The following is a 15,883-nucleotide window of genomic DNA, read 5'->3' as shown; positions in this document are numbered from 1 at the left end:
CTAAATGGCGAAAAATTGTAGTGCGAGACACGCACTGAGAGAGCACTATAACAAATGCCGCCATTAATGGCGGCAAAGATTTACATTTAAAAAGCTCTTTGAATAAACCAAACTAGCCCAAAAGCTAATATCGCAGCTGATGTACTAGGGATGACCCATTGGATTGGTCTATATCTTAATTTTCTTATCCACAAAATTAATGGAAAAGCTAAGGACACGATTACTAGCTGACCAATTTCTATTCCTATATTAAAGGATAGAAGAGACATAGCCATATGATTGCTATCTAATCTCATTTCCGATAGAATTCCTGCAAATCCAAATCCATGTATGAGTCCAAAACCAAAGGCAAGCCATGGTTGGTGTTTAGAGTCCTTATTAAATATGTTTATAAGTGCAACATAAATTATGCTTAATGCGATTGCTGACTCTACAAATCTACTTGGGAGCTGAACAATATTAAAAGTCGCCAGAGCCAATGTAATACTATGTGCGATCGTAAAGGCTGTGACTAAGGAAAGAATGTGACGAATCGTCCTAGCTCCAAAAAGCAAACTAATGACAAACAAGATATGATCATAACCAGAAAATATATGCTCTAATCCTATAACTACAAACTGTTTTACGTTTTGTAATAAACTTATTTCGCCAATTTCTAATTCCCTTGATTCAAAGGTTAAAACCTTTTGTTGTTGTTTCCCATCCAATTTAACCGTTGCATAATTCGCATGGCTTGGGTCAGAATCATCCATAAACATATTATACTCAACCACTAATTTTTCTGGTTTATGTTCTATTTTATACACTAAGTTAATCACTGCAAATGGTCTTTCTCTAATCATCTCTATATCGTTTTTTTCTACTCGGCCTTAAATAAGTTTGCCATCCGCATAAAGTTTTATATGGGAATTGTTATATCCTTGTTCGATTTTGTTATCAAAATAAAACCTCTCCTATTATCAAAAACGTTAATCCCTGAAAATCAGGAATACCTAATCATCTTTTAAATGGAGATCCTTTAGGCAGCGAACTATTTTATAGTAAAGCTTTTGTTTTTGGGGAAGGTAATAATTAATGTTACCTTACACCTTTTATCAGAGAACCTAATAAGCCTAAAAATGATTGGAAACATTGGAATTAATCTACTAAAGATTTATCCTCATTATCCTGATATATTATCTCTTGTCGCTTCTGAACGAATGGATACACATGAAATGGTGAGTAGTCGCGGTTCCTTTATAGGAGCTGAGGAAAGTCCAGGCTCGCACAGTGCTGAGATGCCTGTAGTGTTCGTGCCATCTGCAAGGATGGGCAGTCGATCAAAAGTTTCGGCTGACGGCGGTGAAATCATGCTAAGTCCTTCGGGATATGCTGTGAATAACCTGAAAGTGCCACAGTGACGAGCTTTTCTGGAAACGGAAAAGATGGAACGGGTAAACCCCACGAGCGAGCAACCCAAATTTAGGTAGGGGCATCATCCTGCGGAAAATGAACCTAACGGATGGATTGGCCATTGGCCGATAGTTATATGACTACTACTTCCAGTACGAGGCTTGCAGCCGTTTGCAGTACAGAAGTACAGAACCTGGCTTATAGCCATTTCATGAGCAATTGATTGTTTATAGAAGCACTATGATAGCGGGGAGGACTATGTTCGTACTAATCACTCAATAGTCCTGGAATCAATAGCTGTCCCGCATCAAAATACATAAAAAATACTTTTCGTTTCCCCTGAAAGGATTGGCAGATTTTCAAAAAAACGAAGCAAATTACATTTATCTACAAAAATTCATCATCCTATTCCACCTATTTTAATGATTCCATGTGTTTGACAGGATGATCCAATGCATTTATTACAGGAACTAATAAAATCGCTAGTTTGATGACATCTCATCAAAAGAACATTCCTTTAGTGGAACGACCTTCGTTTTATGAACGAATTTATACCCAATCCAAAATGCCAAAAAGATCGGTAAGCCAATATAGGACACGGCTACTCCATACCAATCTATCTCATTAGTTAAAAATGCTTGATAATTTTGGCCGAAAATGACAATGATACACATCGCAAAAGCGAGAATCGGACCGAGTGGAAACCATTTTGCTTTAAATTTCAACTCTTTCATATCCCTGTCCTGGGCGATATATGCTTTTCTAAATCGGTAGTGGCTGACTGCAATTCCAAGCCATGCGATAAATCCAGTTAATCCTGACGCATTTAATAACCATGTATAAACTTGATCTCCAAAAATGGACGTTAAAAAAGCCAAGCCTCCAAAAATAGTTGTCAGGACAAGAGCATTCATAGGAATCCCGCGATTATTTACTTTTTGTAAAAATTTCGGTGCCTGACCGTCTTTTGCCATGTACCAAAGCATGCGTGTTGATGCATATAAACCGGAATTCCCCGCTGATAGGACCGATGTCAAGATAACAGCATTCATCACAGATGCAGCAAACGCAATTCCCACTTTGTTAAATACAAGGGTAAAAGGGCTGACTGCGATGCCGTCGACATCCCTTCCTAATAGGTTAGGACTTGTAAATGGAATAATGAGGCCAATGACAGCAATAGCAACGATATAGAATAGAAGAATACGCCAAAATACTTGTCGAATTGCCTTAGGTACGTTTTTCTCGGGCTCTTCACTTTCTCCTGCAGCAATCCCCACGAGTTCTGTTCCTTGAAATGAAAAACCTGCGATGAAAAAAATACTTAAAATGGATAGAAGACCGCCATGAACCGGAGCATCTCCGATCGTAAAGTTCTTAAACCCAATAAACTGCCCTCCTAGAATGCCGAAAATGGTGAGCAATCCGACTCCAATGAAAACGATGATTGTTACTACTTTTATTAAAGAGAACCAATACTCCGATTCTCCGTAACTTTTTACTGATAAGGCATTCAATAAAAAGATTAGTCCTAAAAACAATGCACTCCACACGATGCTCGGTACATTCGGCAACCAGAACTTCATAATAATAGCGGATGCAGCTATTTCAACCGCCAGTGTAATAGCCCAGTTGAACCAATAATTCCATCCGAGTGCAAAACCTAATGCCGGATCAACAAAGCGGCTGGCATATGTAGAAAAAGAGCCCGAAATCGGCATAAAAGTTGCCATTTCCCCGAGACTTGTCATCAAAAAGTAAACCATGATGCCGATAGCTCCGTATGCGATTAGCGCTCCACCAGGTCCCGCTGTTTGAATGGACGCCCCTGTCGCTAAAAATAAACCTGTCCCAATTGAGCCTCCAATCGCAATCATCGTCATGTGACGTGCCTTTAGATGGCGTTTAATTTCTTTACCATCTTCATTATTCTGATATTTCTGATTATTTTCGTCATGTTTATAGCTTTTAAGTGCTTCCATTCTTGTCCTCCTTCAATTTTGAACGATAAGGATCTCTCTTACTTTTTAGAAAACCTATGTTCATTTCCATCTGCTTTTCCGATGTATTTACTTAGATGACAAGAAAACGCATACAAATAATTGATAATAAAAAACCTCAATCGGTTGGATGATGTGATCCCCTACTGATTGTTAGCTAGGACAATTTATCCCTTCATGAGGATGATAGGGATAAATTGTCCTTCAGAATAAAATTCATGACTGTTTAAGATCAAAAAACGGGATACATCTCGCTACTTATTTGAAAAATCAAAGTAGTTTCGCTTCAGTAAGCGTGGAGTTGCCATAAGTGTTTCATACGTCATACTTTTTTCGAACTTTGAGGTATCAATTAAAAATAGCTGATCCTCAATTTCTTTTACCGTATGATCAGTTTGATAGTTCATTCCGCATTCTAAGCATTGAATGGATGGTGTGTCCTGAATTTCGATCACTTTTGTCCCATCTGGAAGTTCCCAATACACTGTGTTGCTCGATTCACGTGCTGTGTCAGATTCGCACCATTGACAAATCAAAATTATTCCTCCTTTGCTCCCACTGTCTCGTACTTGTTCATTTGCGCCTGGAATTTTTTCTCTTTCAACTCGTCACGTTTATCACGTTTATTCTTTAATGAGCTATGTTCAGGATTTTCCTTATAGGTTTTGCGGCGGTCTAACCGTTTTAATCCTTCTGGAGTAAGGTTAAATTTCGTATCATCAATAATCGATAGAACGCCGTTACTTTCAAACTTTTCAAACACTTCAGGATAAACCTTTTTATAATAATCCTCTGCACTGCCGGCCTCATAATTTTGTGGTTCTGGATAGGATGTGATCACACCTTCAAAGTTACGTAAAACTACTTTATTGGAACTTTGAGAAATGATATAGTTCGGTTGCAATGGGATTTTACCGCCACCACCCGGAGCATCAACAATAAATGTAGGAACGGCATATCCAGATGTATGGCCGCGCAGTCCTTCCATGATTTCCAATCCCTTGCTGATTGGTGCACGGAAATGACCGATTCCTTCTGATAGATCACATTGGTAAATATAATATGGACGTACGCGAATTTTTACAAGATCATGCATAAGCTGTTTCATGATTGGTACACTGTCGTTTATGCCTGCTAAAATAACCGACTGGTTCCCAAGCGGGACACCAACATTTGCAAGCATTTCACAGGCTCGCTTTGAATCTTCCGTAATTTCAATTGAAGTATTGAAATGTGTATTCAACCAAACTGGATGATACTTTTTCAAGATATTACAAAGATTTTCAGTAATACGCTGTGGAAACACGACAGGTGCTCTTGTACCAATACGAATAATTTCTACATGCGGAATATCACGTAAATTCTTTAAAATATATTCTAATATATTGTCATTAATTAAGAGTCCGTCTCCACCGGAAATCAGCACATCTCGAATTTGCGGATTAGAAGCGATATAATTAATCGCTGTGTCTAACTGTTTCTTTGGTACGCCCATTCCGATTTGTCCAGAGAAGCGTCTTCTTGTGCAGTAACGGCAGTACATGGAGCATTGGTTTGTTACTAGGAACAACACACGATCAGGATATCGATGTGTTAACCCAGGTACTGGTGAATCTTCATCTTCGTGAAGGGGATCTTCTAAATCATATTTTGTTTTATGCAATTCCTCAGAAATTGGAACAGACTGCATACGAACCGGACATCTTGGATCATCCTGATCCATAAGTGATGCATAATAGGGCGTGATGTTTAATGGAATCGTTTTAGTTGAGATTAACACCCCTTCTTCTTCCTCTGGTGTTAAGTTGACTACTTTCTTTAAGTCTTCTAAATTTTTGATTGTATTTGTCAATTGCCAAACCCAATCGTTCCATTGCTCGTCCGTGACATCCTTCCAAAGTTCGATTTCTTTCCAATGTCTTTTTGGCTTGAATAAAGTGTTTCTCATCATAACCCCTCCATGAATTTACATACTTTTTATGACCGTTTTTTTGATTAGTTCTCCCGAGGTAATTCAATTATTTAGTAATGTAGTACTCCATATAATAGCGATTTTCCCCTTCGCCAAATTCATCGGATCTCGTCTCTTTGATAACGAATCCTAATTTTTCATATAACTTGACGGCTGCTGTGTTTTTAGTACTAACCGTTAAGCAGACCTTTCGAAAACCATCCTGCTTTAGAATCGGATAAATGTCCTGTAAAAATAATTTCCCGATTCCTTTCCCTTGCTGGTCAGAACGGACATAAAACCCAAAAATGTAGGCCTTTTGAAAATCATGGTAATCTCTCATCAATTCACAAATGGCGATTGGTCTTGAATCATTAGACTGTCGATATTGAATGAGTTTCCCATAGCGAGTAAGCGGAACAAGGGTTTGTTCATCTACTGCTCCCATTCCTGGAAACGCATCTTTCTCAAGCTCCATCATCATGCTTAGTTGATCTGGTTTTAAGGAAGCCGGTATTTCAACATAATAAGTTTTGTTCATTGTTTCCATGTTTCTTTCCCCCTTTGTTCCATTTCATATTGGATATCATCCAGCGGCCAAATTGGCCTTGGAATGTGACGATACGTAAAAGTTGTTAAACGATTGGAAGCAACACCAGGTGCATCCACATAAATAATACGGCCTACAATCGGCTCAAACGCTGCCCGGAAATGATTTTTAGCTTTTAACCCTAGAATTCTCTTTGTCTGCGGCTCAAGGCCAATATGACGAAACATTTCTGGATCATTCGCTGACATCGGCCTTCCTATAAGGAGGACATCCATCCTACCTACGCGAATGTGTGCCGTTCCCTTTAAATCCACTTTTAAATGCTGATTGAAGGGACCAGAATTGTAAAAAACACCATCCGATAACGCCACAACCGTTGCATCGACTTGAACGGGTTCGCCAAATTCTGGCGATACTTTTCCTCCAAGGTGCAGGGAAACCTTGTTTCCGATTCCAGCCTGACGACAAGCCTCAATCGATTCGGGATCATTGAGTCCTCCAAACAGTGTGTTAGGAATATCCATGTGCACCATCTCCCGAAGCAGTTCTGTTGTATCCCCGCTCCCGCAGCTTAGAGGATTATCCGAGATGTCCGCCAGCACGACCGGTTTGTCGTCTTCAATCGACATGGCCAAAGCGAGCCCTTCTTTTACACCGGGCAAATCCATGATAAATTCTTCTCTTACGCTCCAGAACAAGGAAGCTATCTTTTGGGCGGTCTCTTTTCCTTTTTGCGAATTGAGAGAAACAACAAGTACACTTGCACCGACTATGGGAATATCCGAGTAAGGAAAGCCACCAAATACGGACACATGATAAATACCTGCTTCCTCTTCGGCTTGTTTCGCCCACTCTATCATTTTGTGCATCGGGCCTTCTGCAGTTCTCATATTGATAGAGGGAGGCATCATCGGCAACTTTTCAAAAGAAGCGTAGTAAGTCACACCTTCCTTTAATTGATTTAACAAAGCGATTGCCGCATGAATACCTTGTTCGTACATATCAATATGCGGATATGTTTTAAATCCAAAATGAAGTGGTGTGTAATCAATCATTTTTTCACTTAAATTAGCGTGCATATCCAGTGTTGTAGCAATCGGGACATTCGGTCCGATAAGCCCGCGAATTTTTCCGAGTAAATGCTCTTCTGGATCAAAGAGGTGCTCGACGACCATCGCTCCATGCAGTGCAAGCAATAATCCGTCCAGCCTTCCCGCCTGCTGGATGGACTCTAGCATTCGGCTTTCGATGATGGAATACGCTTCTGTTGACACCATTCCAGATGGAACCGCAGCCGCGCAAAGTAGTGGGACGATTTCCACATCCTCTTCCTTGCTCAATACATCCAGGAACCCTCCTACTTCCGTTTTCGTCCCTGTGTAGGCATTATAAATTTCATCGCCGATAAAGTAGCCTTCATTTCGAAACTGTTCGATTTCCGTTTTCATCGGGCTGAAACTGTGGGACTCATGGTAAAAGAATGCGATACCAATACGCTTGTTTATCATGGTTTCCCCCTTTGTATTAGGCATAGCCGTTTTTTAATAGTTCGTATAAATCGACTTCCATTCTGTCATGACATCGAATGCATGATGGGAAACTTCCCGGTGACCGTTTCCGGACATTTTCATCCCCCCAAACGCCACACCCATCTCAGCATTGGACGTTCCGTTATTAATGTATACAAGTCCGCTTACAGCTTCCTTTGCAGCACGGTTCGCATAATGAAGGCTTTCGGTATAAATAGAAGTTGATAACCCATAAATTGTTCCGTTATTTACTTCCATGGCTTTCTCATATGAATCTACTTCAATGATGGCAAGAACAGGACCAAATATTTCTTCCTGTGCAATGGTATCATCCGGCTTCACATTCTCAATGATGGTCGGCTCATAATAATAACCGCCTAATTCTTTGACACGCTGCCCGCCAGTCACAATGTTTCCACCCTCTTCAATTGCTGTTTTTACATATTTTTCGACAGTATGGAGCTGGTCTTCATTTACGAGTGGGCCGACTTGATTTCCTTCTTCAAGTCCATTTCCTATTTTCATAGACTTTGTTAAGTCTACTATTTTTTGTACGAGCCGTTCCTTTACTGTTCGCTCGACGATTACTCGACTTGCCGCAGTACAGCGCTGCCCAGTTGTCGTAAACGCAGATTTTACGATTCCGTCGGCCGCCTTGTCCAAGTCTGCATCCTTCAAAACAATCACAGCATTTTTTCCACCCAATTCCAATGAAATACGTTTTAACGTTTTACTGCTCATTTCTGCCAGTTTCTGTCCGACTTCTGTTGAGCCCGTAAACGAAATGACTTTAATATCCGAATGCTCTGCAAGTGTTTGTCCGACTTTTCTCCCTGAACCGGTAATTAGGTTCACAACCCCTGCAGGCAATCCTACTTCATCTAAAACTTCTACGAAAATTTTTGCCGATAGAGCAACCTCTGAAGCAGGCTTCCATACGACGGTATTCCCAGCAATCAAAGCTGAAAAGATTTTGTAGGAAGCAAGTGCAACCGGGAAGTTCCAAGGTGTTATGCACGCCGCAACTCCAAGTGGTTCACGAACCATCCTTACGTTCCGGTCCGGAAAGCCAGCAGGGACCGTTTCTCCAAAGAGGCGACGTCCCTCACCTGCCATATATTGAGCAGTCGCGATGACCACTCCAACTTCGCCTAAAGACTCAGGCAGAACTTTGCCCATTTCCTTTGTCATAACAGAAGCAAGTTCCTCTTTTCGTATTTCAAACAATTGCGCTGCTTTCATTAAATAAGCCGCTCGTTCTGGTATTGAGGTGTCCCTCCATTGTGAATATGCCTCGTTTGCTTTAGTGACGGCCTCATTCACTTGCTCAGATGTAGCGGCCGCACAGATGCCGACAAGTTCCCCCGTTGCCGGATTTAAGCTTTCAAAGTAGGCCTGGTCCGGCGCACTAACCCATTTTCCGTTTATATAAAGATCTCCCTGAAGAATATCTGTTTTGATACGACTAGACATTCACTTGACCTCCTTTTTCGTGGTTTTCCATGGTAACGTAAATTAGTTTCCTGAAATTGTATCTGCTATCACATCTTCTAAAATCGTTAAACCTGCATCAAGAACATCTTCTTGAATATTAAGAGGCAGCATTAGTCGAATCGTTTGCCCGCTTACACCGCAGTTCATAATGAGCAAGCCATTTTCCAGTGCTTTCGATTTAATTTTTGGTACAAAGGCAGCGGCAGATTGCGAATCGAATTCAATACCAATCATCATGCCGACACCCCGCACTTCAACAATCCCCGGTAAATGTCCTACCGAGTTGTGAAGTCGGCCGACAATCTCGGCACCGAGTTTAGCACTTCGTTCTACTAACTTCTCTTCCTCAATTACCTCAATGTTTGCCAATGCCGCAGCACACGAAATTGGATTTCCTCCAAAGGTCGAACCATGACCAGCAGTCGGCCATTTTTCATGAAGCTCACGATTTGCCACTATGGCACCAAGAGGCATGCCACCGGAAAGCGCTTTTGCCAGTACCAAAATATCAGGAGTCACATCCGCATGCTCTGCTGCGAACATTTTCCCTGTACGGCCAAATCCGGTTTGTACTTCGTCAAAGATAAGCAAAATGCCATGATCCTCTGATACCTTTCTTAAAGTCTGTAAAAAGCTTGGCGGTGCCGGATAATAGCCGCCTTCACCCATTACCGGTTCAATGATGATGGCCGCTACACGTGAAGGATCTACGCGTAAATCGAACAATTTCTGAAGCTGATTTAAACAATATTCTTCTACTTCTTCTTCTTTAATGTTTTTCAGCTGGCTTGGGTACGGATATGGAACGTGGTAAACCTCGCCTAAAATCGGTTCATAATAACGACGGTATTTAGAGCTTGATGCCGTAATCGCTGTTGCTCCTAATGTACGGCCATGAAACGATCCTTCAAAAGCAATAATCGCTGGTCTGCCAGTGGCTGCCTTAGCTAGTTTGAGCGCACCGTCAATAGCTTCAGCACCGGAATTGGAGAAAAAGACAGTGTCTAAATTTCCTGGTGTGATATAAGCAAGCTTTTCCGCCAAATTTGCTGCGGTTTCATAATAACCATAGTTCAATCCAAGATGAATCAAGGATTCAGCTTGTTTTTTAATGGCTGCCACCATTTTTTCGTTCGTATGTCCAACTGCATTGACTGCCACTCCTGATACGAAATCGATATATTCTTTTCCGTCTGTTGTCCAAAATTTGGCGCCATGCGCTTTTTCAATGACAAGATCGGTCACCCTTGTCATGACAGGTGATAAATGTTTTTTTGCTTTTTCTTGAATCTCTTCTGTTTTATTTTGTAATTTCATAGATTTCATCCTTTCTTAATTGACCCTTAAATATCGTGAATGCTTCATCTAAAATTCTCACAATCTCATCAATTTCTGTTTTCGTGACATTTAAGGGAGGGCTGATGATAAGGTGCTCCCCCTTTGTTCCGTCAATGGAACCGGAGCCGGGATAAAAAACCGCACCGAGTTCCATTGCAATATTATTCAATCGTTCAGCAGCTTTTTCAGATGGATCGAATAACAGATCTAGCCAACGATCCTTCACAAGCTCCATACCGATTAAAAGGCCTCTGCCACGAACATCAGATATGTAAGCATGCTTTTGCTTCAGTTCCATAAGTCGATTGACAAGGTAAAGGCCTTGTTTTTTCACATTTTCCAGCACCATGTCTTGTTTATATACTTCCAATGCAGCAAGACCGGCTGCGACCGCCACTGGATGCCCGCTATAGGTGTAACCATGAATGAATTTCCCGTCGCTGTTTTGCATGAGCCCCTCAATTAACCGATCATGAACAATCATTCCGGCTAGCGGGGCATATCCCGCTGATACCCCTTTTCCGAATGTGATGATATCAGGCTTGATTCCAATCTGTTCGGTCGCGAAGTTGGTACCAGTGCGGCCAAATCCTGTCATCACTTCATCGATGATTAAGACGATTTCGTAACGGTCACAAAGCTCCCGAACTTTTTTAAAATACCCCAGTGGCGGTGGGACAGCCCCCTGCTGGCTTCCGACAATCGGTTCGGCAATAAATGCCGAGACATTCTCAGGTCCAAGCGCAAAAATGGTTCTTTCAAGATCCGTTACACACGTCCAGTTTTGGTTAGCGAGACAATCATCTTTTTGACGATCGTATGGACATCGGTGACAGTAAGGAGAATAGACATGGGCATAGTTTAAAAGATTAGGCGTGTAGGCATGTCTTCTTTTAACGTCTCCGCCTGCTGATAAAGAGCCGATGGTGTTGCCATGATACGACTGCCAACGCCCAATCACAATGTGTTTTTGGGGTCTGCCGGCATCCCGATGATATTGCCTTGCCAACTTCAAAGCACTTTCATTAGCTTCGGAGCCTCCGGTTGTAAAATACACTTTATTTAAAAGGTCTGGTGCCATTTTTCCGATTGTTTCAGCCAGTTCATGCAACGCTTTCGTCTCGAACCGCATGGTATGGACGAAAGCGGCTTTTTTTGCTTGTTCTGCCATGGCCTCTCCTATAGAAGAAATCCCATGGCCCAAGTTGGCCGCAACCGCTCCCGAGCAAGCATCCAAATATTTTTTCCCATTCTCATCGAAGAGATAGACCCCTTCACCGTGAGTAATGATCGGATACTCCTTGTTTAAATCCCGGTGAAACACATAGTCATTTTTTATTCCATCCATCTTTCCACCACCATTGCCATTCCTAATCCCCCTGCCACACAAATCGTCGCAAGGCCATATTGCCGTTTTTGTTTTTCAAGCTCATGACATAATGTCGTAATGATTCTTGCACCGGAGCACCCAAGTGGATGGCCTAAGGCAATTGCCCCTCCGTTTACATTCACGTTGTCTCCTTTAATGCCCCATTCTTTTAAACATGCAAGACTTTGAGCAGCGAATGCTTCATTTAATTCAATCAAATCGATATCTTCCAAACGAAGACCCGCTTTTTTCAAAGCGATTTCTGATGCAGGAACCGGACCGATTCCCATTTCTCTTGGTGATACACCCGCTGCAGCAAAGGAACGAATCCTTGCCATTGGGGCCACTCCAAGTTGTTTCGCTTTTTCTTCTGACATCAACAGCAGCATAGAGGCTCCATCATTTCTGCCGGATGAGTTTCCGGCTGTTACCGTACCATCCTTTTGAAAAACAGAACGAAGAGTTCCTAACGTTTCGATGTCCGTCAATCTTGGGTACTCATCTATCGCGAAGTTTCTGATCCCCTTTTTTCCTTCCTTAACCGGAACAGGAATGATTTCTTCCTCAAACTTTCCCATTTCAATCGCACGTTTCGTTTTCTGCTGACTTCTAAAGGCGAATTCGTCTTGTTCCCGGCGGCTGATGTTATATTTTGCAGCCAGCCATTCGGCTGTTTGCCCCATGGTGAAGCGACCGTATATCTCCTCTGGCTGCGATTTTGGCTGACTCTCCGTATTTGAATCATACAGCGTCACATCTCCCATCTTAAGGCCGAATCGAGAACCGACCAGATAATGAGGAGCTTGTGACATACTTTCGACCCCTCCTGCTAAAACGACGTCCGACTGACCTGTCAAGATGGACATCGCCCCGTTCATAACGGCCTGCATACCTGAACCACACTGACGATGAACGGTATAAGCAGGAATCGATTCTGGAAAATGGGCAAGTAAGGCAGCGACTCTTGCAATATTTGGAGCATGTGCACTTTGCTTGGTTTGACCGACGATAACTTCATCGACAATATTGGCACCGTTACCTGAAGACGATAGGTTATTCTTCATGATGAGGGATACCAGTTCTTCTGGAAGTGTAACCGACAGAGATCCGCCGAAACTTCCAATAGCCGTCCGATATGCATTTACAATGACAACCACTACGCGGTCACCTCTTTGGCTTTTTTGAAAGATTCAGCAATATGGAAAGGTGCGTCGGTTTTCTTTTGAACTTCCTCAAGGGAAACTCCAGGGGACAGCTCGATAAGATAAAGTCCATCCTCCTTTACGTCGAACACCGCCAAATCAGTAATAATTAAATCCACGCTTCGTTCCGATGTGATTGGATAGGTTAATTCCTTGACGATTTTTGACTCCCCCTCGTTATTCGTATGCATCGTTGTGACAATCACCTTTTTGGAGCCTTCCAATAAATCCATCGCCCCGCCTACACCAAGAACACTTTTTCCTGGTACGGCCCAGTTCGCGATCTGCCCCTTTGCATCGATTTGCAGCACACCCAAAATTGATACATTTACATGCCCTCCGCGAATCATCGCAAAAGAGGAAGCACTATCAAAAAAGGATGAACCTTCCAATACTGTGACAGGCAGTTTCCCGGCATTGACAAGATTAGGGTCAATATGCTCTGAATCTGGGGTAGGACCTACGCCAAGAATGCCGTTTTCCGAATGTAAAAAAACTTTCACATCTGAGGGAATATAATCCGCCACTAGCGTTGGAATCCCTATCCCCAAATTGACAATATCGCCTTGTTTTAATTCCTTTGCTGCTCTTGCAGCAATGTATTGCTTTACGCTCAAACTAGTTACCTCCTTTCACCACGATATAATCAACGAATAGATGGGGGGTCACAATTTCTTCAGGAGAAATTTGGCCTACCTCCACCATTTCATCCACCTCTGCAATAACTACATCCGCAGCAGTTGCCATCATCGGATTAAAATTTCTTGCTGATTTGTTGTAAATGAGATTCCCTAATTGGTCCGCCTTTTTCGCTTTAATGAAAGCAACATTAGCTTTAAGAGGCTCTTGGAACACATATTTTTTACCGTTTAGAGTGCGCTCTTCTTTGTTTTCAGCGATTTTCGTTCCTACACTTACCGGTGTATAAAACCCTCCGATTCCAGCACCCCCCGCTCGAATGGCTTCAGACATCGTTCCCTGCGGAAGAAGCTCCACTTCCAATTCTTTATCCTGATAGGCTTTAACCACCTCTGGGTTGGAGGTAAAATAGGAACCTATCGCTTTTTTTACTTTTTTTTGTCGTACTAGAACTCCAAGACCTCTGCCTGGTTCTCCAAGGTTATTACTAATAATCTCTAAGTCTTTTACTTCCGTTTGAGCTAAAGCGTCTATTAAACTAAGTGGACAGCCTACAAGACCGAATCCCCCCACCATAATTCGAGAGCCGCTTTTAACCTTTTTTACAGCTTCATTGCATGTAATCAACTTGCTCATCTTTTTTCACTTCCTCTCCATCGATTATTGGGATGTTAACAGTTCGGAAATATAAAAAACCGAGCAAAACATGAATCCTCTATAAAGAATGTCGTTCTAACGAACATTCCTCACAAAGTGTTCATGTTTGCCCGGTTTTAATAAGACCATGGGAAGAGGTCATCTTCCCACTTTATTATAACCAAACGTTATGTATTCATTTGCTTCACGTTATCCCAGTAACGTTGAACTGCTGCTTGAAGAGCAACAATGATCGCTTGCTGGGATGGAGCAAAATAAAAGCTTTGAATCCGTTCAATCAGCGGCTCAACACCGTCTTGAAGTTTGTAGCCTACCAATAGTTTTTGAAAATAATTTTTCGTTAGGTCTGTTACGAATGTGAATTCAGCACCGATAATTTGATGTTCTTTCAGATCCACTTCGAGGACAATTCCTGCATGCTTATACATTTCATACATGGAAGTTCCCTGTGGAGCTTTTGCATATCCTGTAACAATCACTGTTTCCAGTGTTTGCATGCCCCTAAACCACCTTTCAAAAAACAACAGATTATATTGTTTTTCTAACCCGAGTATACTGGGCAATAAAAACAATGTCAATACAAATATTCAAAATTTTCAAAAATGTTAAAGCGTTTTCACTAATGAATTAGTACTTCCCAATATTTTATTGACAATAACATTTAATCATAAATTCTCCATTATATTTCGAAATCCTTCTAGATAGATATGAATTTTTTTAGCCGGCAATACTTCCAACGAAACAACCATGTTCACATAGCAGCCCGAAGTAATGCGAGTACTTCAACCTTAACGTTTAGAAACGACTTACCAACCCCGGTCCTGCATACGGGCTTCAGGAGACAGAGTCGAAATTTCAATACCTTTCATCGCAATTCCAAGATTTTTTGAAATCTCTGCAATTAGTTGATAGTCCTGGTAGTGGGTTGTTGCTTCAACGATTGCTTTAGCGAATCTTGCTGGGTTATCAGATTTGAAGATTCCAGAACCAACAAATACTCCGTCAGCACCTAACTGCATCATAAGTGCTGCATCAGCAGGCGTTGCTACTCCACCAGCTGCAAAGTTTACTACAGGCAGGCGTCCAAGACGTTTAATCTCAAGAAGTAGTTCATATGGAGCTCCAAGTAACTTTGCCTCTGTCATCAATTCATCTTCACTCATTGAAATGACCTTACTTACTTGAGCATTTACCTTACGGATATGACGAACAGCTTCTACGATATTACCAGTTCCCGGCTCTCCTTTTGTACGAAGCATGGATGCACCCTCACCAATACGACGAGCTGCTTCGCCAAGATCACGGCAACCACAAACAAATGGAACAGTATAAACTTTTTTATTTAGATGGTACTCTTCATCTGCTGGTGTTAAAACTTCGCTCTCATCTATATAATCAACACCCATTGCTTCAAGAACCCGGGCTTCAACGATGTGTCCAATACGTGCTTTTGCCATAACTGGAATGGACACCGCATTCATAACTTCTTCAGTAATTCGTGGATCTGCCATTCTTGCCACTCCGCCAGCTGCCCTGATATCAGAAGGAACGCGCTCCAATGCCATTACAGCTACCGCTCCTGCTTCTTCTGCTATTTTCGCTTGCTCAGCATTCACCACGTCCATAATGACGCCGCCCTTTTGCATTTCAGCCATGCCTCTTTTTACACGATCCGTACCAGTATTCAATGGTAAGCCCCCTTAGATGAATATGATTTAATTTTTTGGCTCTGTTTAATTTAGCTGTTGATTTCCGCTCCAGG

Annotated in this window: 14 protein-coding genes and 1 other RNA gene; 1 reads left to right on the top strand and 14 read right to left on the bottom strand. The window is 41.9% G+C overall.

Going from position 1 to position 15,883, the window contains the following annotated elements:
* Nucleotides 1-86 precede the first annotated feature (86 nt).
* Nucleotides 87-818 (bottom strand): HupE/UreJ family protein, encoded by a 732-nt coding sequence (locus ABES02_RS23695; protein ID WP_430140184.1) that lies wholly within the window; start codon nt 816-818, stop codon nt 87-89.
* Nucleotides 819-1,213: 395 nt separating this feature from the next.
* On the opposite strand from ABES02_RS23695, the gene rnpB reads away from it, so the two are divergent.
* An RNA gene (rnpB, locus tag ABES02_RS23690) (RNase P RNA component class B) lies at nt 1,214-1,598 on the top strand.
* 276 nt (nt 1,599-1,874) lie between these two features.
* Here rnpB and ABES02_RS23685 read toward each other — a convergent pair.
* From ABES02_RS23685 to pdxS, 13 genes are all read right to left on the bottom strand, one after another.
* Nucleotides 1,875-3,374, bottom strand: coding sequence for an amino acid permease (locus tag ABES02_RS23685; RefSeq protein WP_430140183.1), 1,500 nt, complete (start codon nt 3,372-3,374; stop codon nt 1,875-1,877).
* Nucleotides 3,375-3,646: 272 nt separating this feature from the next.
* Entirely contained in the window at nt 3,647-3,928 is a 282-nt protein-coding gene (locus tag ABES02_RS23680; RefSeq protein WP_430140182.1) for a YokU family protein, read from the bottom strand.
* A 2-nt stretch (nt 3,929-3,930) separates the two neighbouring features.
* Nucleotides 3,931-5,340, bottom strand: a complete 1,410-nt coding sequence (gene ablA / locus ABES02_RS23675; protein WP_430140181.1) for a lysine 2,3-aminomutase — start codon at nt 5,338-5,340, stop codon at nt 3,931-3,933.
* Between the two features lie 70 nt (nt 5,341-5,410).
* A complete protein-coding gene (locus ABES02_RS23670) occupies nt 5,411-5,893 on the bottom strand; it encodes a GNAT family N-acetyltransferase (protein ID WP_430140180.1) in 483 nt (160 codons plus the stop codon).
* Nucleotides 5,881-7,401, bottom strand: coding sequence for a M81 family metallopeptidase (locus tag ABES02_RS23665; protein ID WP_430140179.1), 1,521 nt, complete (start codon nt 7,399-7,401; stop codon nt 5,881-5,883). Before ABES02_RS23665 ends, ABES02_RS23670 begins: the two co-directional genes overlap by 13 nt.
* 33 nt (nt 7,402-7,434) lie before the next feature.
* Entirely contained in the window at nt 7,435-8,895 is a 1,461-nt protein-coding gene (locus ABES02_RS23660; RefSeq protein WP_430140178.1) for an aldehyde dehydrogenase family protein, read from the bottom strand.
* A 42-nt stretch (nt 8,896-8,937) separates the two neighbouring features.
* Nucleotides 8,938-10,233 carry an aspartate aminotransferase family protein gene (locus ABES02_RS23655; RefSeq protein ID WP_430140177.1) on the bottom strand — a complete coding sequence of 432 codons (1,296 nt, stop codon included), beginning with the start codon at nt 10,231-10,233 and terminating at the stop codon, nt 8,938-8,940.
* On the bottom strand, nt 10,217-11,602 hold the full coding sequence (locus ABES02_RS23650) for an aspartate aminotransferase family protein (RefSeq protein WP_430140176.1): 1,386 nt from the start codon (nt 11,600-11,602) through the stop codon (nt 10,217-10,219). Before ABES02_RS23650 ends, ABES02_RS23655 begins: the two co-directional genes overlap by 17 nt.
* The gene (locus ABES02_RS23645) at nt 11,590-12,780 is read right to left on the bottom strand and encodes a thiolase family protein (protein ID WP_430140175.1); all 1,191 of its coding nucleotides are present in this window, start codon (nt 12,778-12,780) and stop codon (nt 11,590-11,592) included. Before ABES02_RS23645 ends, ABES02_RS23650 begins: the two co-directional genes overlap by 13 nt.
* Nucleotides 12,780-13,442: a 3-oxoacid CoA-transferase subunit B gene (locus ABES02_RS23640; RefSeq protein ID WP_430140174.1), complete on the bottom strand. Its 663-nt coding sequence runs from the start codon at nt 13,440-13,442 to the stop codon at nt 12,780-12,782. Before ABES02_RS23640 ends, ABES02_RS23645 begins: the two co-directional genes overlap by 1 nt.
* A 1-nt stretch (nt 13,443) precedes the next feature.
* Nucleotides 13,444-14,100: a CoA transferase subunit A gene (locus ABES02_RS23635; RefSeq protein ID WP_430140173.1), complete on the bottom strand. Its 657-nt coding sequence runs from the start codon at nt 14,098-14,100 to the stop codon at nt 13,444-13,446.
* Nucleotides 14,101-14,288: 188 nt separating this feature from the next.
* Nucleotides 14,289-14,618, bottom strand: a complete 330-nt coding sequence (locus tag ABES02_RS23630; protein ID WP_430140172.1) for a DUF3870 domain-containing protein — start codon at nt 14,616-14,618, stop codon at nt 14,289-14,291.
* Between the two features lie 309 nt (nt 14,619-14,927).
* On the bottom strand, nt 14,928-15,809 hold the full coding sequence (pdxS, locus tag ABES02_RS23625; protein WP_430140171.1) for a pyridoxal 5'-phosphate synthase lyase subunit PdxS: 882 nt from the start codon (nt 15,807-15,809) through the stop codon (nt 14,928-14,930).
* Nucleotides 15,810-15,883: the final 74 nt, after the last annotated feature.

This window comes from Neobacillus pocheonensis (assembly GCF_050477905.1).
Taxonomy (GTDB): Bacteria; Bacillota; Bacilli; order Bacillales; family Cytobacillaceae; genus Neobacillus; species Neobacillus pocheonensis_A.
The sequence above is the reverse complement of the archived record's forward strand: the minus strand, read 5'-3'. Positions and strand labels throughout refer to the sequence as shown.

Coding starts and splice junctions, on each gene's coding strand:
- ABES02_RS23665 (WP_430140179.1), bottom strand. CDS start 7,401: ATGATAAACAAGCGTATTGGTATCGCATTCTTTTACCATGAGTCCCAC.
- ABES02_RS23685 (WP_430140183.1), bottom strand. CDS start 3,374: ATGGAAGCACTTAAAAGCTATAAACATGACGAAAATAATCAGAAATAT.
- ABES02_RS23630 (WP_430140172.1), bottom strand. CDS start 14,618: ATGCAAACACTGGAAACAGTGATTGTTACAGGATATGCAAAAGCTCCA.
- ABES02_RS23670 (WP_430140180.1), bottom strand. CDS start 5,893: ATGGAAACAATGAACAAAACTTATTATGTTGAAATACCGGCTTCCTTA.
- ABES02_RS23650 (WP_430140176.1), bottom strand. CDS start 11,602: ATGGATGGAATAAAAAATGACTATGTGTTTCACCGGGATTTAAACAAG.
- ABES02_RS23635 (WP_430140173.1), bottom strand. CDS start 14,100: ATGAGCAAGTTGATTACATGCAATGAAGCTGTAAAAAAGGTTAAAAGC.
- ABES02_RS23660 (WP_430140178.1), bottom strand. CDS start 8,895: ATGTCTAGTCGTATCAAAACAGATATTCTTCAGGGAGATCTTTATATA.
- ABES02_RS23655 (WP_430140177.1), bottom strand. CDS start 10,233: ATGAAATTACAAAATAAAACAGAAGAGATTCAAGAAAAAGCAAAAAAA.
- ablA (WP_430140181.1), bottom strand. CDS start 5,340: ATGAGAAACACTTTATTCAAGCCAAAAAGACATTGGAAAGAAATCGAA.